Source organism: Fibrobacter sp. UWB1, assembly GCF_002210325.1.
In the GTDB taxonomy this organism is placed as follows: Bacteria; Fibrobacterota; Fibrobacteria; order Fibrobacterales; family Fibrobacteraceae; genus Fibrobacter.
In genome coordinates, this window is record NZ_MWQL01000012.1 from 45,315 (window position 1) to 67,808 (window position 22,494).

Genomic DNA, 22,494 nt, shown 5'->3' on the forward strand with positions numbered 1-22,494 from the left:
TGCTCGCGTTAAGTGAAAACTTGTTTTGTAATGTCATTCTGGAGCCCTGTAAGGGCGATAGAATCCATATGGACCCTATCGCGCGGCGTGGCCTTGCTCCAGGGTGACAGTAAAAAATAAAGGCAAAAGCCAAATGCTTTTGCCAAACGATAAAGACGATAAAAAATGTGAAAAAAAGAAATTTTGTGAAATCCAGAGAGAGCCGCCTGGTTGCGTTGCGAGATTCCTGCAACGGCGGTACTCATGTGTGCCTCGATGAATTCCGATATTTTCATCGGGCTCAAAATATAGTAAATCTTGAGCCAAGGGAGGAAGAGTGTTTTTGAATAATTTTTTTGAGTCACGAGGGGTTAAACTTTTTTAAAAGCAATCCGCCGGCACAAGGCCGACGAATTGCATTTTTGAGGTTCGGATTATTATGAGGTTTTGGAGTACAATTAGTAAATAAATTGGCATTTGGCTGCGCACCTTCGACGCGCAGCCGATGTTATTCATCTACTAATAGATGAACAACATCTCACGATACTTCGGCAGCGGCCACTTTTCGTCGGGCACGATGCTTTCGATCTTGTCCACGATAATGCGGAGGTTTGCCATAGCGTCGAGAATGACTTCGTGCTTTTCGCCGAGGGCGGTTTCCATCTGGGCGACTGCGGCTTCAAGTTCCTTGAACTTGTCGCCGAGTTCGCGAGCGTAACCGTCTACAGCGTAGAAGCCCTGGCCCTTAGCTAACTCGTTGGTCTTCAATGCGTTAGAGTATGCGCAGAGTACCTGCGGGAGCACCACGTTCTTCGCGATGTCGAAAGCGATCTTGCCTTCGATGTGAATCTTCTTGTGGTAATCTTCCATGTTGACTTCGTAGCGGGAGTCGAGTTCGCGCTTGTTGAACACGCCGTACTTTTCGAACAGAGCCACGTTTTCCTTCTTGGCGAGGGCCTGGAGGGCTTCCATGGTGGTGCGGATGTTCGGGAGGCCGCGCTTGGCTGCTTCTTCGACCCATTCGTCGGTGTAGCCGTTGCCGTTGAAAATCACGCGCTTGTGTTCCTTGACGATTTTCTGCAGCAGGTTCTGCAGTTCTTCGTGGAACTTGTCGGCCGGAACGCTCTGCAGCTTGTCGGCGATGAGGTCGAAGGCTTCGGCGACGATCGTGTTCAAGATGACGTTCGGTTCAGAGCAGCTCTGGCTGGAACCCGGAGCGCGGAATTCGAACTTGTTGCCGGTGAAGGCGAAGGGCGATGTACGGTTACGGTCGGTAGCGTCGCGCGGGAGCGGCGGAAGCGTGTCAGAACCGAGCTTGAGGGCGCCGGCCTGCTTGCTGGACTTGGGGTCTCCCTTTTCGAGCTGGTCGATGACGTCGGCAAGCTGGTCGCCGAGGTACATGGAGATGATTGCCGGAGGAGCTTCGTTGGCACCGAGACGGTGGTCGTTACCGGCGCTAGCGACTGCCATACGGAGTAAGTCGGCATGGGTGTCGACAGCATAGATGACGGCGCAGAGCGTGGTGAGGAAGATGGCGTTCTGGTGCGGGTCCTTGCCCGGGTTCAAGAGGTTCGTCTTGCCGTAGTTTACGGACCAGTTGTTGTGCTTGCCGGAACCGTTGATGCCGGCGAACGGCTTTTCGTGCAGCAGGCAAACGAGTCCGTGGCGGTCGGCGACCTGGCGGAGTACTTCCATAATCTGCATGTTGTGGTCGCAAGCGAGGTTCACTTCCTCGAACATTGGGGCAAGTTCGAACTGGGCCGGTGCGACTTCGTTGTGGCGGGTCTTGGCCGGAATGCCGAGTTTCCAGAGTTCCTTTTCCACATCGTTCATGAAGTTGATGATGCGTGCCGGAATGCTACCGAAGTAGTGGTCTTCCATCTGCTGGTGCTTAGCAGGTGCTGCACCAAACAGAGTGCGGCCGGCCTGGTACAGGTCAGGGCGCTGCAGGTAGAAACGCTTGTCGATCAAGAAATATTCCTGTTCGGCACCGAGCGTGACGGTGACCTTCTGCTGGGCAACTCCAAAGAGGCCCATGAGACGGTCGGCGGACTTCTGCAGAGCCTGAATAGAACGGAGGAGCGGAGTCTTCTTGTCCAAGGCTTCGCCAGTATAGCTACAGAAAGCGGTCGGGATGCAGAGCGTTGCACCGTTGCCGTGACGCTTGATGAAGGCCGGAGAGGTCGGATCCCAGGCGGTATAGCCGCGGGCTTCGAAAGTAGAACGGAGGCCGCCGCTCGGGAAGGACGATGCGTCCGGTTCGCCGACGATCAGGTTCTTGCCACTGAAGGCCATGATGGCCTTGCCGTTTTCGGGTTCCAGGAAGGAGTCGTGCTTTTCGGCGGTGGAACCGGTGAGCGGCTGGAACCAGTGCGTGAAGTGGGTGGCGCCGCGGTCGATTGCCCACTTCTTCATGGCGTGGGCGACTTCGCCGGCGATGCTCGGATCAAGCGGTGCGCCGCCATCGATGGTGGCGAAGAGCTTCTTGCAAATGTCCTTGGGAAGATATGCGCGCATGGCCTCGGCGTTGAATACGTCTTCGCCGTAGAAGTCGATGTTTGCGGGTGCTGCGGGGAGGTTAGCGCCGGCGTTTTCGCTGGCGATTTCCTTGATAGCTTTTAATCTGTATTCGTTGCTCATGGCAATCTCCTATGAATTTTGTTTTCGGTGCCATAAAAGCAAAACGCGTGCCAAAATCAAAAAATGGCGAATTCTTTGTAGAATCGCCAAATTTCTTGTTTTTACAAAAATTCAATCTTTTTCAAAAATTGAAAATTCGCTTATTCGTTTACGGAATCTGTAAAGCCTGTGTCGGGGCTTTCTGAATTTGTATAGGTCGGCGGCGTGTAACCGTCGTCCTTGATGCAGCGGACAAAATGATAGTCTTCGTGGCAGAGCATGGCTTCGCAGTAATCGGTGCCGCCAAAGCGGTAATGCCTTAATTGCTTGACTTCTACATTGCCGTTTTCGTCGGGCCAGAGCGGGATTTCCTTGGAATCTACGGTCCAGTAAGAGCCGAAAGCATAAGTTTCTCCTGTTTCTTCGGTACATTCGCTATCGTAATAGCGGCGGGTGAGAGTCGAAAAGTTCATGCCGTAAGCGTTCGTGGGGTAGAAGAATACTTCGGCGTCGGTAGAATACGATTGTGATCCGCTCAGTTTTCCAATTTGGTGTATAGAATAACGCGGCCTGCGGTAAGCGGTCGAGAATAAGTCGTCGTAAGAGGCCGTAGGCGAAAGATCCGAGAGCAAGTTTGCAAATTCTGTCTGGGTCGGGAGTCGCCAGCCTTCGGGGCAAATATTGTATTCGATGTCGGCGGTGGGATATTCAAGGCCTGCATCCGTCGGGATTTTTACATTGGGCCTGTTGGCGTCAGTAAAGGGGCGGCTGCCGCTGGTCTTGTAGCGTAAATCCTGGGCCATCCAGATGCGGTCGCCTACGCTAATGGTTCTGTAGGTCTGTCCGTCGCGCACGTCGGTCAATTGCGCAAAGTTGGGCTTGTGCGGCAGTCGGGTGAATCCCCAGAATTTGATTAACGCAATGCATACATCCTGGTAAAGCTTGCCTGGGTAAATATCTTCGATTTCGATGATAATCTTGAATACGTTCTTGAGCGGCTTTTCGAACATGATTACGTCGGCAAGGGGATCTTTGTGCCCGCGCCAATTGGGCTTGGCAAGCGTATGCACCTTGATCAGGTTGTCGGTGGTGTTCTGGTAAATCTTGATGGTCTTTGCGAGGCTGTAATTTGTGTAAGCCGAAGAATCCCGCAAAAAACCGTTATAAAGGGTGATAAGGTCCAAACGCGGGGCCTCTACCAAGAATTCCAAGGTGATGGGCTTGTTCTTGTACTTGGCCCCCCAAACCTGAAAAAACGGGTGCACGTGCTTTTTCATGACCATGTTTTCGGGTCTGTACGTGGTTTGTCCAATGTCGGGCAGTGTTGCCGAAGCCTTGATTCCGTTAATCGGGATAGAGGTAATTGCGTGCGATAACGAAGCGGCAACAAGAACGGCAACAAAAAAACGAATCATGCGAGGGCCCAAACTAAAGACGAACGGAAAATATAAAAACAACTAGTTCTATATATATATGGAATTTTTACGAAAAATGAATAAAAAAAGGTAAAATTTTCTTTTATATTTAGATTGAAATTGAGGGAAAATCTTGCGGATGCGATTGTCGTATATATTGCTGTTGCTAGTCGGCTTTGTTGTCATGGCCGAGGCGCACCCGCACGTGTTTGCCGATGTATCTGTTAAGGCTGTATTCAGTCAAGATGCCTTTACAGGGGTCCAGAATCGTTGGACCTTTGACGAGGTATACAGTGCGGCAATGTTTGCCTCTGCAGATGAAAATGGCGATGGTAAAATTACAGGGAAAGAAATCGACGAGGTGAAAAGACTCGTGCTTGATCCGTTGCAGCAAAGCGGCTATTTTAACTATGTAACGGTTGAAAGTAAGTTTGCTCCGGCACAGAAAATCGAAGGGTTTTCGGCGGCTATGCAAAATGGAAAATTGGTGCTGGATTTTAAGGTGGCTTATTCTATTCCGGCAACATCGGAATACACGATGCTTGTCATTGTTGTCAGTGACCAGACGAATTACATTCAGATGACGACGGATATGGAAAATGCGGATGTCGATGCTCCTGATGGACTTGATGTCGAGTTCTTTCCTGACGAAGTTCGTGGATTGACCTTGTTCCGGGCTTTCAGAAGTGATACGGAAGGTCTTTTTTTAAGGTTTAAAAAGTGATGGCAGGGGCTTTATGAAGAAGTCTATTGTGTTTTTGCTTGTTCTTTTGATTGCGGTGGCGGCTTCGGCGGCTGTCAAGAAGAAACGTTTTGACGTGGGTGGGGGCGAAGCTCCGGCTGCAACGGAAATGGTGGCGCCTGCTGAAGGTGCGTCTGCTGTGCCTGCGGCGGTGCCAAAAAAAACGGTGGAAAAAACGCGGTCTTTGTATACGGTGATTGCGGAGGAACAGAAGGTGCTTCGCGAAAAGTTGACGGCGGCGATTTCGGCGATGAAAAGCGGCGACTGGGATGCCATTTGGAAGTTTCTCGCGATTTGCCTTGTGTACGGTATGTTGCACGCGCTTGGTCCCGGACATGGAAAGTCGATTGTGGTCGGATATTTTATTGCGCGTCGTGGTCGCTGGCGGCAGGGCGTTGCGCTTGGTGCGGGCATTACCGTGACGCATACGATGAGTGCTGTATTGTTGCTGCTTGTTTTGTACGCGATTTTCAAGGCGACGGTATTCAATGCGTTCGAGATGGGCCGTATCGGCATTGAACGGGCGAGCTATGCGTTGATTATGCTCACGGGTGTGTTGCTTGTGGTGCTTGGAATCAAGGATTTTATAACGCAACGGAAGCAGGCTAAAATTGCCGCGGAAGGTGGTGCTGTTGCGCGGGATGGTGCTGTCGCGGAATCTAAATTGCCTCCGATTGCCCGCTGGCGTGAAATCTTGGGTGTTGCCGCTGTTACGGGAATTGTGCCTTGCCCGGCTGTGGCGTTGATTGTGCTGTTTTGCCTGTTGAATTCCATGGTGGCGCTGTCGCTCCTGGGTGCGCTTGTCATTTGCGTCGGTATGACGATTACGAATGTGGCCTTCGGTATTGCGGCCGTGGCATTCCGCAAGGGAATCGACAAGGGGAGTGCCCACACGCGTATCGCGACAAAAATATACACCGTCGCGACTCTCGCAGGCGGTGTTATAATCTTTATTTCGGGGCTGTTGCTGTTTACGAACCAGTTCGCGGGAAGGGTGTAGCGACGCCGCAAGCGGTCTTATTCCGCGCTTTCCATCTCGTTAATCAGCTGGATATTGTACAGCTTTTGCACCTGTAAAATGTCCAAGATGACGGCGATGCGCTCGTAAGTGGTTCCCTTGTCAATCTTGATGGCGACAGGGGATTTCTTGTTCTGCACCGTTGCCGCCTTTTCGCGGAGTTCGTCGGGCGTGCCACGCTGGCCGTTAAAGGCGAGTTCCGTCTCGGAAAGCTCTATGTACAGGCCCTCGGGCGTGTCGCGCTTGGTTTCGGTCTGTGTTTCGGGCAGAATCAGCTTGAGTACCGATTCGTCTTGCTTGAAGACGGATGTCACCAAGAAGAACACCAGCAGCAAGAAGACGCAGTCGATGAGCGGCGTCATGTCGGGGCGGATTCGGCGGGTGCGCTTGGCCATTTATGCATCCTCGTTTGCGGAATCGGCGCTTTGAGAACGAATGTGGTCCTTTTCCTTGAGAATGCGGCCCAGCTGCAAAAGCACATCGTTTTCTACGTTGTCCTGCTCCGATTCCATGCTTGCATTCAAGTAGTTGAATGCGATGACGTGCGGAATCGCGACCACGAGGCCAATCACTGTCGTAATGAGGGCGAGTTTGATGCCTGTTGCGAATGCGCCTGCGTCAGAAAGGCCCGAAACGGCGATGACACTGAAGGCGTTGAAGATGCCGAATACGGTTCCCAAAAGGCCCAGCAGCGGAGAAATGCTGGCAATGTTTTCAATCGTAGTCATGCCCTTCTGTAACGGCGAGAAAGCGAGCGCGATTTCGGTGCGGATGCTTTCCATGATGATGTGGTGGTCGGTGTTGTGGCTCACCACGCGGTGCAGAATTTTGGAAGGAAGGCGCTTGCGGATGCTCCTGTTGAAGAGAATCAGCGAGATGATTTTCCACACGATGATGGAATAACCGACGAAGTTCATCGCCACGAGTACGTAGGCGATAACGCCGCCCTGTTGAATAAAGTCTAAGATGTAGTTCATTGTGTTCCTGTTTTAGGTTGTATGTAAATGTCTTGTTGCTTTGTCATGCCCGCGAAGGCGGGCATCTCCTTTTAATGCAGATTGTATTTAATCGGTATCTCCATTTTCCAGGTGTCCTTGCCAAGTACAGCTGGAATCGGGTCGAACTTTGGCACGGCTTGTACGGCGGCAAGCGCGCTTTCGTTCAGTGAAGAATACGGACAAGGCTTTGCCACAACCGCACCGCTGATGCTCCCGTCTTTTGCAACCGTAAATTGCACGCGCACGGTTCCTTCTTGCTTTAGGCGGCGGGCTGTAGCGGGGTAGTCCTTCTGCTTTTCGAAAGCCTTGCTCAGCCCCATCAGGTAAGCGCGAGTCACCTTCATCAGCGAATCCTTCGAGGGCTTCGGCGGTGGAGGTGGCGGCGGGGGCGGTGCCACTGGCTCAGGCGGTGCTTCGACAACGGGTTCGGCATCCGTAACCACAATCGGTTCCGGCTCTGGCTCCGGTTCAGGCTCCGGCACCGTATCTTGCACGATGTTCGGGATAATTTTTGCGCGAACCACCTTCTTCACGATTTTCTTGACTTCGGGCGGGGGCGGAGGTGGCTGGAGCAGTAATTGCTCCACATGAATCACCTCGGCGTCTTCGCGGGTGGTAACCACCTGCGTTCGCTTCAAGAATCCCCAGGCGTAAAAGCCCGCATGTAGCAATACGGCGATAACAATGCCAAAGCAAAATACACGCCGCATCGTGAACGCGGAATAGGGATTGCGGGAGTTTGATTCAAATTCAAAATTCATTAGGTCTTATTAGAAGTAGTACTTCGCTTTCGCCCAGATTTCGCGATTCTTGTCGTAGCCTGCGAGTTGTCCGCGCTTGCCGCCAAAGTGGTCGTAACCAAGCGAAATCATTACCTGGTCGGTGACGGAGTAATCGCCCGAAACGCGTGCGTAATAAGCGAGGTTGTCAATGTCGAACATGCCGTAGAGCGAAAGCTTGAGCGTGTTGTTCAGGAGCTCCTTCGAAATGCGGAAAGTCATTTCTGAGGAATTCTTTTCGGCGGCTAATTTGTCCGAATAATCAGCGATGTACTTGTGTAAATACTGCACCATGAAAGTCCAGTTGTCGCCGGCGTACCAGTCGATTCCACCGAGCGCATTGAACGTGTTCTTGCGGGCGTAATCGAGGTTGTTTGCATAGCCGAGCGCTTCGCCGAAATATTCCGCAATTTCAGCGCGAAGTACGAATTCGCCGACAGGCATCGAGAGGTCGCCTCCGATCATGGTCATGGTCTCATGAATGCCGTGGATGACAATAGAATCCTTGATGGGATCGTAGCCTGCGACCGTAACGGGCGACTGGTTATGCGTATGGAGTGCCGAGATAGAGAAGTCTAGATTCGAGAGGAAAAACGAGACGCGCGTTCCGAAGTCGCCGTTCTTGAATTTGGCATCGGGACCATCCGGGAAATCGATGCTTGCTTTTTCGGGCAATTCAGGACGCCAGGGGTTTTCTTCTTGCATGGGCATCTGGAAGTATCGCGGTACGGGCACGTAAACGATTTCGGCATTCACGCGCTCGCCGGGGTACTTGATGCGGAAACCGTCAACAGCCATACGCATGTCATCGTAATCACTCGACATGAATTCGGTGTAGTCTACAGGCGAAATCAAGTCGGTAACGCGAAGCCCGTCGGCGACGCCCCACACCACAATCTGGCGGCCCGCACGGATTTCAAGAAAGTCGTTCTGGTAGTTGAAATACGCTTCTTGCAACTGCACGCCGGTGCGGTCTTCGAGAATGCTGTTGTGCACGCCATTCAGGCTAGTGAACAAGTAGGCGTTCTCGTAATCTACGCGGAGTTCAGCGCGCAGGCGCGTCCGCGACGTGGTAAAATCGTGCGGATGCTGCGTCTGAACGGCGTGATACGTGTCCACGAACCCGTTGAATTGAAACGGGCTTTCTTGGGCGAAGGCTGCGACAGCGGCCGCCGCCGCCAATAACAATGCTGCTAGAGATTGCTTCGTCACTTTATTTCTCCTTAATTTGTCATTCCCGACTTGGTCGGGAATCTCCTTTTCTACTAAAAAAATGTTTTGTAAAGGGGAGATGCCCGCCTTCGCGGGCATGACAAAAGTGGGGATAGTTCCTTACAGTCCTCTTTCCAAGCGCGGCACGGTGAATGTCTTTGCGTCCAGCGGGATGTTGAACTTGATGTCGCCGAATTCAAGGAGTGTCTTGTGATTGGTTTGCACGTTTTCCATGCTCATCTTGGCGATAGACCAGAATCCGTCTACCTGAACCACGTTTTCAACTTTCAGCGAGCGGTGCAGTTTGCCGAGCTTGTCGTAGTATTCCACCTTGGCGGCAATCAGGCAGTCCTTGCGAATCCAGGAAATTTTTTTCGAGAAAATTTCGTCGCCCTTTTTCGGCACGGATTCAACCACCCAGCAATCGATTCCGTCCACCTTTTCTTCGCGGAGGAGCTTGTGGGTGTCTTCGTCGATGTTGCGCTGGCCCACGTCGTCGTAAGTGAAGTCGGAACCCATGAAGTAATCCGTCTTGGAACTCTTTCCGCTGATACGGCGCGTCTTTTTCATGGCGGGCAGGTAAAGCCACTTGTCGTCATCCTTGTTGATGTCGTCGTAATCGACCGTCAGGAATCCCGTGCCCTTCACGTCGTTGGGGTAGCGGAAGAACATAATCTGCTTGGTGTCCTTGCCCACATCCATCGCGAACGAGGTAATCTTGCGTTCGCGCTTGGCTCCGCTCTTGTTGATGAGTGTCATCGAGAGCTCGGAACTGCGTGTGTCGCCATCGGGACGGTCATGCACCTTCTGCACGATGTCGCGGCCGGTCAAAGTTTCTGCGCTTACTATGGCGCTCAAGGCGACAATAATTGTCGCGGCTGTTTTTGCGAATTTCATATTCATAAATTTCTCCTATTTTCCAAAAATCTTGAATTTCTTGATTAAAAGCGGTGTCACGAACAGGTCGGCGAGCAGTGCCGAGACAAGTCCCACGAACACCACGAAGCCGAAGTTGAACATCTGCGTTGCGGCCGAGGTGGTAAAGCCCGCAAAGGTCGCCACCATGATAATCGTCGTCATCACGAGAGCCGGGCCCGCCGTGCGGAACACATTGAGAATCGATTCGCGGTAATCGTGGGTGCGGTCAAATTCCACATGCCCATGGTTGATGAAGTGAATCGTATCGTCAACGGAAAGGCCGATAATCATCGGGATGAGTGTCGCCGTCATCATGTCAAGCGGAATGTCCGTGAGTCCAAGGTAGCCGCCCACGAAAATGCCCGGCGCAATGTTCGGAATCATGCCGATAAGGCCCGTGCGAATGCTGCCGAAAACGATCATCAAAAGGACAGCCACGATGACTACAGAAATCAGGAACGAAGTCATCTGGCCCACTTCCAGGTACTGCTGCATGGCGGTGAATTGCGGCAAGTTACCCACGGCAGTCACCTTTGCGTCCGGGTAAAGCTTGCGTGCGAAATTCTGCAAGTCCTCAATTTCCTTCTGGAGTTCGTTGGAGTTGTAGCTTGAAATTTCAATCATCAGGCGGAGTTTCTTGTAATCGTAATCCATCCAGTAGCTTGCTTCGCTGCCGCCCGCGTTTTCGTAGAGCAAAAGCAACTGCGCGACTTCTTCTTCGGTTTCGGGAATTGCGTATTTGTCCTGGCGGTTTTCGTTCAGCGTGCGGTCCAAATCCTTGACGATGTCAAGAATGGAGGTGGAACGCTTGGTGAGCGGGTACTTGCCGGCATGATCCTGCAACTGTTCGAGCTTTTTCAGGTTTTCGACTTCCTTGGCCTTGTCGTTTGCGCCAAAGTCAATCACCAGGTCGTAAGAGTAGAAGCTTCCGATTTCGGATTCTGCCACGTAGAGCATCTTGTTCACGTATTCGACCTTGCGGCCCATGGTGCGTTCCACGTCAAAGGCGGGTTCTATCTTGGTGAGCCCGAAAACAGAAATTGCAGTCACGGTGGCGAATACGATGGCGATGGGCTTTCCGTGCCCGAGAACGAACTTGCCGATAGAATCGAGAATGATTCCCATGCGCGTGTCGCCGCGTTCAAGCACCTTGGCGTTTGGCTTCTTGTCTTTGCCGAAACTCAAGAGAATCGGCGAAACCGTCAGCGCCACGAGAAGAATAAACGCAATCGCAATCGACGAGAGAATGCCCACGGAGCGAATCGGCTTGAGCATCACCGAAAGGAAACTGAGCAACGCGACAATCGTGGTAAGGCCCGAGAACAGCACCGACCAGCCTGTTTCACGCATGGCGTAAAGCACCGATTCCTTGCGCTTGCCGGTAAGCATCATGTTCTTGCGGAAGAACGAGTTGATGTGGATGTTGTATGCAATCGAGACGGCGAAGGCCAAAATCACGGGTACCATGATGTTGGTCGCATCCATGTAAAGCCCGAGATAACCCACCAGGCCAAATGTCATGATGACGCCTGCAAAAGTCGTAATCAGCGGAGAGACAATGCCGCGGAGCGAACGCGTCACCAGGAACATCACGATGATGGCGCAGAGAATGGTGATGATGAAAATGCGGCCCATCTCTTCGCCGATGTATTTCAACTTCTGGAAACTCAGGTAGGGCATGCCTGTGGCGCGCGGGTGCAACGGTGCATATTTTTCCTTAGCGATGATTTCAGTTGTCTCGCGGCCCGTCTGCATGTCGGGCGCTTCTGCCTTCACGCCCTTCGCTTCGCCTTCGGCCTTCCACACGGAATCTTCGGGGAAGGGGCGCAGCTTGATGTTGATGAAGGCTTGTTTGCGATCGCTCGAAATCAGCTTCTTCGCCAGTTCCGGCTTGTCGGCCAGGTGTTTTTCGATTTCAGCGAGGCCCGCCTCGTCCGTCGGAATTTCTTCGGGCACAATCTGCGTGATTTCCATGCCCTCTTCGGTGCCGAGCATGTATTCCAAATCGACAATCGAAGTCGCCTTGCCGTCGGAATACGAGAGGCTATCGCGCAGTTCGTTCGAAAGCTCGCGCAAAAGCTTCAGGTTGTCCGGCGTCAAGATGGAATGGTCGCTTTCGACCAGCACGCCCACGAAATAGTCGTTACCGAAGGTTTCCTTGAACTTGTCTGTTTCGACAAGCATCGGGTCGCCCTCGATAAAGTAGCTGTCCCACGAGGCCTCGACGTAGATTTTTTTCATGCCCACGATCGAAACCGCAAGCAAAACGACAAACGCCACCAGCAAAATGGCGCGGTGTGCGAGCAAAAATTCGCCAAAACGGCCGAATCGCTCGTTGATTCTTTCAATGTTGATTTTTGGAAGGCTCATTGTATCCTCTTTTTTTGCGGAGCAAAAGTAGAGAGATGAGTCTAAAATTTCTACTCCAAATGGTTTTGCTCAAAACCGAATGGGTTTTTGTAAAAAGAAAAAAATATTTCAAGAAAATGGCTTCGGGCGCCTGAAAAAAGCGTGTATAGTATAGACAAGGACCAAGTTCTTGTCGCCTTGCGGGGGAGCCCGTTTGGCCACCTTCAAATAAGGACACGCTAATGTCTGAAAATGAAAATATTGAAAGAAAATCTTCCTTAATCCCCAATTTCCCGCACGACCCTTATGTTCGCTCGGTGCTGAAGGATCCTGCTCGCACGGCCGAACTTCTTCGTCTTGCGTCCAGAAAGAACAATAATCTTGCCCAGTTCCTTGCAACGGTGAATCTTGATACGCTGCAAGAGATTTCTGGGGCATTCAGCGATACTGTTTCCTACGGCGATAGCGACTTGGCATTTACCGTAAAGATTGCAAGCGATGAGCCCAAACAGGCTGAACTTCTCGTGGGTGTCATCGAGGAGCACAAGAGCTATCCTGAAACAGGAATTATCCCGCAGTTGGTCAAGTACTGGTTCCAGATTATGGTCCGTAACCAGAAGAATATTCCGACAATCGCCATTGTCCTTTACAATGGAAAGGATCCCTGGCGTATTGAAAAGGAGACTATGTTTCCGAACTACCCCGAATACTATCATAAGATTGGATTGCCGTTCCTGTTGGAACTCATTGATGTGAGCGACATCTTCGAGGACGAGGAAATCCCGCAGATCTCGCCCAAGATTGCACTTGCGCTGGTTGCATTGAAGTATGTTTTTAACGGGGAAAAACTCAAAAAGCACCTGAAGGCTGCCATCGCTGGGCTCAATTCGCTTCCCCGCAACGAGGCTGAAGACCTTTTGTCTCAAACATTTGTATATTTAAAGAAGTGGTTCAACGGCGATGCCAAGGAGCAGTTTAAAATGGATTTTAAGAAATGCAGCGAAGTTTACGGCTACAAGTCCATCGCCGAAGTCGAAGAAGAAGAATCGAACAATCGGGTTTGTGATTTTGCTCAAGCTTTGATTGACGCCGGAAAAATTACTGCTGACGAAGCCGCTCAATATTCCAATCTTTCTAGAGATCGATTCAAAGAAAAAGTTTAGCCTGTATTCTCAAACTGGTCCCTAGAGGCCGTTTTTTGCGTTTTCACTGTTTCGTTTTGGCGTTCCCCGGCCTAGTGTCATCCTGAACGAAATCGAAGGATCTGGCCGGGGCGGGTGCTGTTCGCCGGGCACGCTCGGCTCATCGAGCCGCTACGCATCTCGCCACAGTCGTGCGACGCCCCCTAACGCAAAATTCAAGAATATGGATTGCAAAAGAATCTAGGTTTAGACTTGAATTTGATGTTCTTATTTTATTTATCTTTTCTAATATGCTTGAACAATCTTTCTGCGATATCCTAAATAATAAATTTTGCAATGATTTGCAAGAAATAGCTAAGTCTTTGTGTGAATTACATTCTTTGCATTATGATGCTAGGGTAGAACCCCCTATTCGTCGTTGGATATCCTATGTTGCTCGACTTGTTGAACCGAAAGAGCGTTTTGCATGTTTTAGCAAAGATTTTTGGACGCGGGTTCCTAAACAATATGTTTCTGCAGTACATTTGTTGGCTGATAAATTTGAATATGGAGAAAATGTCAATCCGTATCTGTCTACATCACTTCTGTATAATAACTTTGCAAAAAAGAAAGGTGGCAGAACAGATTTACTTTGGGCGGATTGGAAAATTCATCATTTTCATTTAACGACGACCATTTCAAAAGATGAAAAAGGATTTACCCAAAGATCAGATTATTTGTTGTTTGCTTATGTAGGAGATGATTATGTGTGTTTTCTAGATGTTAAATATCATAAAAGTGAAAATGTTTTTTCAAATCCGATTTTTGTCAAACAGCTTGTCGAATCTTGGGCTGAATTGGCCGAAGTTCATGCGATCAATGGAATTCATGTAGAAAATTGTTGGAGTGCTGAAGAAATAAAAAAACTTAGAAAAGGTGGCCTCACTCCACTTACTTCGGTAAAAGGCAGAGCTTACATGATGGGATTGGGTGTGTCAACGGCAGGTACGGCTGGGGACGATGTTTTTTTATATGATTCGTTAGTTGATGAAATAAAATATTTGTCTCAAGACATTTTAATTTTTTTAAACAGAAGAAATGCTCTACTTAATCCAATGACTTTTTCTTTAAAATTAAAAAATGATGGCTTGAGTTTGGAAAACTCTATCGACGAATCCTTTGGAAAGGCTAGCTTATGCCATTTAGAGCAAGTTAATCGATTTTTCAATCAACCATGGCTACTAAAGAAGAATTAAGATTCTTAAAATGTTTTTTTATGAAACATAGAAACTTGACGTTTGAAACGCCAAGTTTTTACTCTAAATCACTTTACATTAATTCTTTCTATTTGTTTTCCCACCTTCACAAAATAGGATCCCTTCCTAGGCACAACAATGCTAAAATTGCTCCGTTCAACACACCCTTTCTTCAGCACACGACCTTGCATGTCAAAGATTGCGTAAAATGAGCCGACTGAATCTGTCGAAATTTGAATATTTCGATTAATTGCAACCACAGACAATTCCTGATTGATCGAAAGTACATTTGAAATTCCAGTTATCACAGTGCTGTCGAATACGGCCTGATATTGAGCATCCCCTTCTACGGTCGAAATTTCTGGAGACCACCCCGAAAACTCATACTTGTATTTTTGCGTATTCCCTTTGTTCGGTTTTGTCCCTGTATATTCCGGAACATTTCCATATTTAACAGACACTGTTTTCAAGACCGTTTCGCCATTCATAAATGATATAGTATAACTACGTATAGTACTGTCAAATTCTGCAATATAATTAGCATTTTTGGTTACAGAAACTAATTTGGGAAACCATCCTTTAAATAGATATGTATAAGCCTTGTTCATTGCTTTTTGGGGGGTAAACGACTCCAGCGTCGGCATTTCACCATATTCAATTTCAGAAGATTGCAGAAGACTATCTTCGCTATAAAAATTGATGGTGTATTTGCGGATTGTACTATCATAAACTGCTTTATAAGAAGCGTTGCCAGCAACCTTTACAATTTCGGGTGACCAACCTTTGAAAGTATATGCGTATTGAGCAGATTCTTTCTTTGGCAATTCTCCATCAAATTGAGGAAGATCCCCATACAGCAATGTATCTACCTGTAAAGTATCTTTGCCATATGTAAATACAATTATGTTCCGCTTAACTGTTAAAGGAATTATTGCAGTTGCAGCAAGGTAATTTTGTGCATCCGCAGGAATGAATGTAATTTCATACCCTTTATTTATTATATCTGGAATTACATCGGATTTAGACCAGACAAAAGAACCTTCCACATTGGCATTGCCATCTTCGATTATCGCATCTGCCAATGTTTGACCGAAATAGACATCCTTTGCAGTCGGTAATTCTAAAATTGTCGAAGGGGCTTTTTCAATAATAAAATCAGCCTTTGCGGAACCAGAGTAATTACCCGTAAGAAAGGCCTGAACAGAGCCCTTACCCGCGTTAATGTTATCGGTGTAAATCAACTGATAATCTATCGGGTTTATTACGGAATCGGCAACTAGCACTGAAATATTTGGCTTTATAGAATCTCCACTATAAACCTGATTATCTATTGCCGCAATAGAAACGGCTAAGTTCACGGGAGAAATCACAAAAGGAATAGGTTTACACCCAGAATACGCCCCAAGCCCACAAATGTTTATTAGTGCAATCCCAGCATTCATATTACCTTGGTACGAAACCGTATAATCAGTTTCCTCATACAATGCAGTTCCGTACAATGTCACAGACTTCACTGCAGGTTTTTTTTCCTTGCCGTCATAAACAAAATCTTTAAGCGAAGCTGTTTCCACAATCGCCTCGGCAAGAGTCCCTACGTACCATGATAATCTTGGGTAAGACTCTCCGATAATTCTCCATGTATCTATAAAGTCCCAATTTCCATAAGTAGAAGATGATTGCATTGCATCAGTCGTTTGTGCAGGAGAATTAGAAATTGTAGCGATTCCCGTTTTGCCTTCAAATGCAAGATCACATTTATCACTATCAAAATAGGAATCTGTTATTTCCATAGAGCCATTTACATAGCCTACAATACAACCGGTATAAACAGGACCATCTTCAATGCCCTTAACAGAGCCACTTACATACGTTTCAGAAACAAGACCTTTTCCATAGCCAACCAAGCCCCCGATATAGAAGTTCCCCACTTCATCGGAAGGATCCCCATAATATGAACCTGTTACATTTCCTTGTGCATAACTCTGAGAAATACTTGTTCCATCGAATCGACCGACAAGTCCCCCTAACTTTGTCGTTCCGTTAACATCACCTGTAGCCAATGATTTTGAAATAGAACCGCTATAAGCATATCCGACAAGGCCACCCAAGTTATCGTTTCCGGTACTAGAATTGTCTACATCGCCAACTACATTGCCCACTGCATAAGAATAGGAGATGTTTCCATAGGAACTTCCTATCAAACCACCTACATTATCATCGCCCTTAACATTTGAAATCGAATAAGAAGAATCTACATTACCATTAGCGACACCGACAAGACCGCCCACTTGATAGATACCTGTAACAGAATCGCCGACAAAATAGGAATTTGTTACGGAAGAGCCTACAGACCCTACTAAACCTCCGACAATATTATTTCCTCTAACATAAGATGCAATTACATGTGAATTTTTTACAAATGAAGCTCGGCCTGCAAGGCCCCCAACGATAGAGTCCTTTGCGGCAACAGAACTGTTGACGTAAGATTCTATAATGGTATCCGTATAGCCTGCTATGCCGCCAACTTCACTAACTCCTTTTACAAGTCCGTTTGAATGGGACGAATAAGAAATTGAGCCAATAGAATTTCCGGCAATTCCTCCAACTGAATTAGAATCGCCTGTTACATTTCCATCAGAATGCAGACACCTGTATATTTGAAATTTGACGTAATCCAAATAGTATCCCGCAGGAATTGATTTTCCGACAATTCCTCCAACAAAATTTACCCCTTGTACACTTCCTTTAGAAGTGCTATTAGCAATTGTTACAATTAGTGGATTCTGTACTTCTTGATAATTACTAATATATGTTGGTTTTGAATCTTTGTAGGCAGAATCAATTCCAACTATTCCGCCTACAAAATTTTTCCCCTCGACCACTCCCTCAAAAGTTGAATTTGAAATTATTTTTTCGCTAGCTCTGTTGACAAAAACAACACTTCCTATTAAGCCTCCGATATAATCGCCATTGCCTTGAATAACCCCATTTACATGAGAGTGAGAAACGCCATTCAACAAAGCGATACTAGGAGCAACAGATGAGCCATGTTCGGTATATTCATCACGAAAATTTTTCATTTTTCCAACAAGGCCTCCGACAAAATCAAAACCTCTTATATTCCCTTCAACGAAAGAACTATCAATTAAGCCTAAGGCAAATCCTGTTAAACCACCAACATAGGAGAATCCTACAATATCGCCTTTTTCATAAAAAGAATTCTTTATTGTGTTTAAAGAGTCGAACCCAACCAAGCCACCAACATAATTACCTTTCCCAACAACATTTCCATCAGTATGATATGAAGAATCTATTGTAGAAACAACTGTATAAGGCAAATTTCTAGAATCCTTCGGAAGATCATTTCGTTGCGATGCTCCAATTATGCCTCCAACAAAAACGTTTCCAGATACATTTCCTTTCGAAAAAATATTTAGTACATTTCTTGTAATAGTTTCACTTTTGTCGGAACTGATCAATTTCGTATGATTAATATAATCTTGACCAATCACTCCTCCTACATAATTTTTTCCGATTACATTTCCAATGGAATGGGATTTTGATATTGATGTTATGGTATATGGACTGTAGCTTTGGGCGCTAAGATACGATTGTCCAATTAAGCCCCCAACAAAGTTTTCTCCTTTAACATCGGCTTCAGAAAAAATATTTTCAACGGAACCTGAATTTTTACCGATAGCTCCTCCAACATAAGAAGTTCCTTTTACCATTCCATTCTTGTGATATGAACCGTTTATACTTTCCCAAACGGAACCCGCAATGCCGCCAACATAGTTTAAACCTTGAACAATGCCATTTACATGATATACAGAATCAATAATATTGGCGCTACCTGTAACACCTCCAATATTAGACGAATTGCCTTCAATAGTTCCTTTCGAATTTGATTTTTTTATAATCTTAACCCATCCTGATACGCCTCCAACATAAGAAGTTCCTTTAACATACCCTTCAAAGGTTGAATTAGTAATTGAGGAATCTTTACCGGATATTCCTCCAACATAATTGTTTCCTTTAATAGATGCGATAACCGATGCATCGTTTATCTCATGGCCGCAACCAGCAATGCCACCAACGGTATCTTTGCCAACGACATTTAATTCGCTATGAATGTTTTCGATTGAACCGTTAAACGAGTTTCCTACCAACGAACCTGCATAATTTTTCCCGTCCACGTATCCGACCAACAAATCCAAATTACTAATTTTTACTCCATTCGTATATCCAAATAATCCCACATAATTTTTAGTAGTATCATTTATATACAATCCGTATATTTTGCGATTCTTTTTTCCCGCAAGTCCATCAAATTCTCCTTTAAAAGGATTTGATAGCGTTCCAATAGGAGTCCACATACGTTTTCCGCTTGTACTCCAAGTTCCCTTACCGGCACCTGTTGTGTCATTCAAGAAAATGTCTGCACCCAAGGTAATCGTCTTTCCTTGGAAGGTTGTTCCGTTATTCACAAGATATGCGAGGCCAGCCAATTCTTCAGCAGTTGTCAAATTGAATGCCTGAGCACTTTCTGCATACCAGGTTGTGTCCTTGCCGCCGGTCCATATCGATGGCGCGGCGACTGATATCGTAGCCCATGCAGCAACGAAAAACGCAAGCATGGAAACAGACATTCCATGCAGATTTTCATTCAGAGATTCTTTCTTCATCCAACACCTCTCTTTTATCAAGTCCTCTGCCAAGACATATCTTACAATGTTCCTTGACAAAGAAAACCCATAAAAAAAGACGTGGGTCGTATTTGTATTTACCTAACTCGAGGTTCAGCAAAACCTTTACCTGATAAACACAAACAACCCACGCCCATTGCTGGACGTGAGCGTTCGCATCCTTTTCTCAGGTATTTGAAATTTGCTGATTTCGAGTTAGAGAACAAGGAGCAAAGCTCAAGAAATGTCTAAAAGTCCGTTATCTTATAAAAGCCTCTTTTTATACAAAAACCTACCGGCCTACAAAAGTAGGCCTTTGCCCTTTAAAAATAACTTAAAAAGGAACCGGTGGTGCAGAATTTTTACAAGAAAATGTGTTTTTAGCTAAACAAATGCAAATTTTCCCCATTTTGTAAAGAAGTTTAATAGTCCAACTTGGAATGAATTAGTGTGTTCCTCAAGCCTTGCGCTGGTAGCGGGCGTTGCGGGCTGGCGTCTGAAGCCCGCTAGAAAGGGTTGCGGAAGCCCCGTTGGGGTGGGTTTAAGAGATGCCCGACCTGGTGGGCATGACAATAAGGGTGGGGCGGGGCTGGAGCGAGGGGAAGGCTTTCCCCCTATAAATTACGACAAAGTCGTCGCCCATTCGGGCAACGGATCAGCTTTATAGACGATTCTCGTTTTCTTAATCGTCATGATTTTGACAAATTGTTCGGAGTTGTCGAAAAGTTCTCTATTGGTCTGATAGAGGGTTGATTTCCCACAACCATTGGGACCCGCAAATAGAATGAGCTTAGGCAACTAGAACCTCTTCTCGGCAACAACATTTTTTTGTTTTTGTTGCAGGATGATATCAAATGCCTTTGCGAAAAATTCGGCTTCTTCTGCCGACTGCGCTTCTTCAATAACATCGGAAGTTTCAGAAATGCCGATACGTTTGCATTCCTCGTAAAGTTCGTGCATCTTTTTTGTCTGAAGAGTCATACTCATAATATACATTATTTTTGAAGCGTGGAACATTTGGAGATCCTGTTTATCCCCTCGGATTCCCTATAGTCCATTTGGAGCGGTTTTTTGTATGGGTTTCGGCTACTTTTGGCGCATGAAAAATGCTGATTTTGTTGACCGATTGAGTCTCGCCGAAATGGGCGAAAATCGTTGCGGAACTGTTGCCCAGATTGAGGGCGATTCCCGCTTTATTTCAAGAATCGTTTCCATCGGGCTTACGCCGGGTTCCGCCTTTACGCTCCTCAAGAATGACGGGCGCTCGCCGGTGCTCGTTTTTTGCCGCGATACGGTTATCGCTGTCAATCACAAGGAAAGTTCACAGATTTTTGTCAAGGTGGAATCGTAAAGATGAGCGAAATCAAGACTATTGCTTTGCTCGGGCAACCCAATTCCGGTAAATCGACACTTTTTAACAACTTAACGGGACTTCACCAGCGCGTGGGCAACTGGCCCGGCAAAACGGTGGAACAGGCCGAGGGCGAATTTGTTTTTGATGGTACGACATATAAAGTAATCGACCTTCCGGGCAGTTACGGGCTTTCGGCGAACTCCGAAGAAGAAGCCGTCACGCGTGACTACATTCAGAGCGGCAAGGCGGACCTCGTCTGCATTCTGGTGGATGCGTCGCAGCTGGAACGCAGCCTTTACATGCTGGCTGATTTTGTGGGCATTCGCATGCCTGTGATGCTGGTGCTCAACATGATGGATGTGGCCGAAGCGGCGGGCAAGAAAATTGACGTGGCTGCGATTGAAAAACGCCTCGGCGTTCCGGTGCTTGGTTTCAGCGCGGCCGAAACGGAACGTTATCCTGAATTTTTCAAGAAGATGGTTTCGGCCATCAAGACGCCTGTTTGCCTCGATAGCGGGAGCCTGCGCGAGGAACTCGTTAGCGGGGGAGAGCTTGGCGAAAAAACGGATGATATCATTAGCCGCATTGAAGCTGCCCTCGGCGACTTTGAATACGGCGTTTGCGAAAGAATCTGGATTGCGGAAAAGCTTCTCGAAAAAGACAAACTCATTTGCGGTGTCGTGAATGAATCGCTTCCGTTCGCGAGGAAGAATGCGATTGACGTGATTCTCGATAGCGAAGAAGGACGTGACGGCGGTATTCTCACCGGCGAGGCCAAGTATCGCTGGGTTTCGAAGATTGTGCGTGAATCGGCGACGCTCAAGTCAATCGAGAAGGTCTTTAACAAGTGGGACCGCATCGCCACGCACCACATCAAGGGCAAGTTCTTTGCGTTCGGCATCATGGTTGTCTCGCTGATTGCTTGCATGATTCTCGCTTTCCCGGGCATGGGAATCGGTTTTGGAATGCAGCCTGTATTGCAGTCGCTTGTAGAACGCGCTGGCAATGCGCTTGGCGTTTGGCCTGTGGTGATTTCGTTCATCAATCTGGTGCTTGTCGGTGGAACTTGCATCACGATTTGTATGACGAGTTTCATTTTCTCCATCATTTTCGTATTCCGCATTCTCGAAGAAATCGGCTACATGGCGCGTTTCTCGTATGCGTTCGACAACTGGCTTTCGCGCCTCGGTTTGCAGGGCAAGGCGATTATGCCGCTGTTTTCCGGAATTGGATGCACGGCGGGTGCGGTTTGCGGTACGCGCGTACTCGATACCCGCGGTCAACGCCTGCTTGCGCTCGTTCTGTTGTGGGCGATTCCGTGCGGGAGCAAGGTGGCTGTCGTGCTGTTCCTGGCGTCAACTTTCTTCGGGTCGGCGGCTCCGCTGTTTGGCATCGGTTACGTTGTGCTGATTTTCGCCAGCTTCTACCTGTCTTCGCGCCTGTTCGGCAAAAAGCTTGTCCCGCAGAATGAACGCGTGGGCATGATTATGGAACTCCCGCCGTATCACAAGCCGCACTGGAAGATGATTGCTGCGATGGTGGGGCGCAGCACCTGGGGCATTTTCAAGAAGGCCTTGAAGATGATCCTGATGGTGGCGGCTCTTTTCTGGGCGCTCTCTTACGCAAGCGACGGGAATGTGGAAAATACGCTCCTTTACAAAATTGGCAATGCGATTGAGCCGGTGACGATGTTCTTTGGCATGCGCTGGGAACTGTTTGTCTCTTATCTGGGCGGCATGTTCAGTAAGGAAGCTTCGCTTGGCATTATGAGCACGCTCTTCAACCACACCGGCGAGGCGTTCTCTCTTGTGACCCGCGTGGCTGCAAGCGAAAACTTGGGCGAGGCGCTTGCAAGTACCATCAGCAAGCCCGAAGCACTCGCATTCCTGTTTGCGTCGATGTTCAACGTTCCCTGCGTGCTGGCGATGGGCACCACCTACCGCGAGGCCGGTTCGTTCAAGTGGCTAGCCACCATCATGGGTTACTACTTGGCGCTTTCTCTTGGGCTCGCCTTTATCGGCTACCACATCGGATTGCTGATTTTCTAAG

17 protein-coding genes are annotated in these 22,494 nt (G+C 47.9%); 6 read left to right on the plus strand and 11 right to left on the minus strand.

Annotation, left to right across the window (positions count from 1 at the left end; translation table 11 throughout):
* Positions 1-8: 8 nt before the first annotated feature.
* The 3 genes from B7988_RS10135 to B7988_RS10145 all read right to left on the minus strand — a co-directional run bounded on the left by B7988_RS10135 (position 9) and on the right by B7988_RS10145 (position 4,013).
* Positions 9-245, minus strand: coding sequence for a hypothetical protein (locus tag B7988_RS10135; protein WP_141225632.1), 237 nt, complete (start codon positions 243-245; stop codon positions 9-11).
* Positions 246-498: 253 nt separating this feature from the next.
* A complete protein-coding gene (locus tag B7988_RS10140) occupies positions 499-2,619 on the minus strand; it encodes a glutamine synthetase III (protein WP_088657803.1) in 2,121 nt (706 codons plus the stop codon).
* A 140-nt stretch (positions 2,620-2,759) separates the two neighbouring features.
* Positions 2,760-4,013: an FISUMP domain-containing protein gene (locus tag B7988_RS10145; RefSeq protein ID WP_141225633.1), complete on the minus strand. Its 1,254-nt coding sequence runs from the start codon at positions 4,011-4,013 to the stop codon at positions 2,760-2,762.
* A gap of 157 nt (positions 4,014-4,170) precedes the next feature.
* Here B7988_RS10145 and B7988_RS10150 point away from each other — a divergent pair, with 157 nt between their 5' ends.
* Positions 4,171-4,737, plus strand: a complete 567-nt coding sequence (locus B7988_RS10150) for a DUF1007 family protein (protein WP_170930622.1) — start codon at positions 4,171-4,173, stop codon at positions 4,735-4,737.
* Between the two features lie 13 nt (positions 4,738-4,750).
* Complete coding sequence (locus B7988_RS10155) at positions 4,751-5,755, plus strand: hypothetical protein (RefSeq protein ID WP_088657806.1); 1,005 nt, start codon at positions 4,751-4,753, stop codon at positions 5,753-5,755.
* Between the two features lie 17 nt (positions 5,756-5,772).
* On the opposite strand, the gene B7988_RS10160 is transcribed toward B7988_RS10155, so the two are convergent.
* From B7988_RS10160 to B7988_RS10185, 6 genes are all read right to left on the minus strand, one after another.
* Positions 5,773-6,168 (minus strand): biopolymer transporter ExbD, encoded by a 396-nt coding sequence (locus B7988_RS10160; RefSeq protein ID WP_072809024.1) that lies wholly within the window; start codon positions 6,166-6,168, stop codon positions 5,773-5,775.
* The gene (locus B7988_RS10165; protein WP_072799342.1) at positions 6,169-6,750 is read right to left on the minus strand and encodes a MotA/TolQ/ExbB proton channel family protein; all 582 of its coding nucleotides are present in this window, start codon (positions 6,748-6,750) and stop codon (positions 6,169-6,171) included.
* A gap of 71 nt (positions 6,751-6,821) precedes the next feature.
* A complete protein-coding gene (locus tag B7988_RS10170) occupies positions 6,822-7,481 on the minus strand; it encodes an energy transducer TonB (RefSeq protein ID WP_249268955.1) in 660 nt (219 codons plus the stop codon).
* Between the two features lie 60 nt (positions 7,482-7,541).
* Complete coding sequence (locus B7988_RS10175; RefSeq protein ID WP_088657852.1) at positions 7,542-8,762, minus strand: DUF1302 family protein; 1,221 nt, start codon at positions 8,760-8,762, stop codon at positions 7,542-7,544.
* Between the two features lie 120 nt (positions 8,763-8,882).
* A complete protein-coding gene (locus tag B7988_RS10180; protein ID WP_088657853.1) occupies positions 8,883-9,659 on the minus strand; it encodes an outer membrane lipoprotein-sorting protein in 777 nt (258 codons plus the stop codon).
* 15 nt (positions 9,660-9,674) lie between these two features.
* A complete protein-coding gene (locus tag B7988_RS10185) occupies positions 9,675-12,050 on the minus strand; it encodes an MMPL family transporter (protein WP_088657808.1) in 2,376 nt (791 codons plus the stop codon).
* A gap of 221 nt (positions 12,051-12,271) precedes the next feature.
* Between B7988_RS10185 and B7988_RS10190 the strand changes: the two genes are divergently transcribed.
* Positions 12,272-13,192: an Rpn family recombination-promoting nuclease/putative transposase gene (locus tag B7988_RS10190; RefSeq protein ID WP_088657809.1), complete on the plus strand. Its 921-nt coding sequence runs from the start codon at positions 12,272-12,274 to the stop codon at positions 13,190-13,192.
* 170 nt (positions 13,193-13,362) lie between these two features.
* On the plus strand, positions 13,363-14,406 hold the full coding sequence (locus B7988_RS10195; RefSeq protein WP_212668313.1) for a hypothetical protein: 1,044 nt from the start codon (positions 13,363-13,365) through the stop codon (positions 14,404-14,406).
* A gap of 68 nt (positions 14,407-14,474) precedes the next feature.
* On the opposite strand, the gene B7988_RS10200 is transcribed toward B7988_RS10195, so the two are convergent.
* Together B7988_RS10200 and B7988_RS10205 are read right to left on the minus strand one after the other, a co-directional pair.
* A complete protein-coding gene (locus B7988_RS10200) occupies positions 14,475-19,091 on the minus strand; it encodes a hypothetical protein (RefSeq protein ID WP_088657811.1) in 4,617 nt (1,538 codons plus the stop codon).
* A gap of 798 nt (positions 19,092-19,889) precedes the next feature.
* A complete protein-coding gene (locus B7988_RS10205; protein WP_088657854.1) occupies positions 19,890-20,078 on the minus strand; it encodes a hypothetical protein in 189 nt (62 codons plus the stop codon).
* A gap of 112 nt (positions 20,079-20,190) precedes the next feature.
* Between B7988_RS10205 and B7988_RS10210 the strand changes: the two genes are divergently transcribed.
* Together B7988_RS10210 and feoB are read left to right on the plus strand one after the other, a co-directional pair.
* Entirely contained in the window at positions 20,191-20,442 is a 252-nt protein-coding gene (locus tag B7988_RS10210) for a FeoA family protein (RefSeq protein ID WP_233143049.1), read from the plus strand.
* A 2-nt stretch (positions 20,443-20,444) separates the two neighbouring features.
* Positions 20,445-22,493, plus strand: coding sequence for a ferrous iron transport protein B (gene feoB, locus B7988_RS10215; protein WP_141225635.1), 2,049 nt, complete (start codon positions 20,445-20,447; stop codon positions 22,491-22,493).
* Position 22,494: the final 1 nt, after the last annotated feature.

Bases quoted from the DNA above. Each gene is read 5' to 3' on its own strand.
- B7988_RS10185 (WP_088657808.1), bottom strand. From the start codon at position 12,050: ATGAGCCTTCCAAAAATCAACATTGAAAGAATCAACGAGCGATTCGGC.
- B7988_RS10210 (WP_233143049.1), top strand. From the start codon at position 20,191: ATGAAAAATGCTGATTTTGTTGACCGATTGAGTCTCGCCGAAATGGGC.
- B7988_RS10160 (WP_072809024.1), bottom strand. From the start codon at position 6,168: ATGGCCAAGCGCACCCGCCGAATCCGCCCCGACATGACGCCGCTCATC.
- B7988_RS10180 (WP_088657853.1), bottom strand. From the start codon at position 9,659: ATGAAATTCGCAAAAACAGCCGCGACAATTATTGTCGCCTTGAGCGCC.
- B7988_RS10165 (WP_072799342.1), bottom strand. From the start codon at position 6,750: ATGAACTACATCTTAGACTTTATTCAACAGGGCGGCGTTATCGCCTAC.
- B7988_RS10200 (WP_088657811.1), bottom strand. From the start codon at position 19,091: ATGAAGAAAGAATCTCTGAATGAAAATCTGCATGGAATGTCTGTTTCC.
- B7988_RS10170 (WP_249268955.1), bottom strand. From the start codon at position 7,481: ATGCGGCGTGTATTTTGCTTTGGCATTGTTATCGCCGTATTGCTACAT.
- B7988_RS10145 (WP_141225633.1), bottom strand. From the start codon at position 4,013: ATGATTCGTTTTTTTGTTGCCGTTCTTGTTGCCGCTTCGTTATCGCAC.
- B7988_RS10205 (WP_088657854.1), bottom strand. From the start codon at position 20,078: ATGAGTATGACTCTTCAGACAAAAAAGATGCACGAACTTTACGAGGAA.
- B7988_RS10140 (WP_088657803.1), bottom strand. From the start codon at position 2,619: ATGAGCAACGAATACAGATTAAAAGCTATCAAGGAAATCGCCAGCGAA.
- B7988_RS10135 (WP_141225632.1), bottom strand. From the start codon at position 245: ATGAGTACCGCCGTTGCAGGAATCTCGCAACGCAACCAGGCGGCTCTC.
- B7988_RS10190 (WP_088657809.1), top strand. From the start codon at position 12,272: ATGTCTGAAAATGAAAATATTGAAAGAAAATCTTCCTTAATCCCCAAT.
- feoB (WP_141225635.1), top strand. From the start codon at position 20,445: ATGAGCGAAATCAAGACTATTGCTTTGCTCGGGCAACCCAATTCCGGT.
- B7988_RS10155 (WP_088657806.1), top strand. From the start codon at position 4,751: ATGAAGAAGTCTATTGTGTTTTTGCTTGTTCTTTTGATTGCGGTGGCG.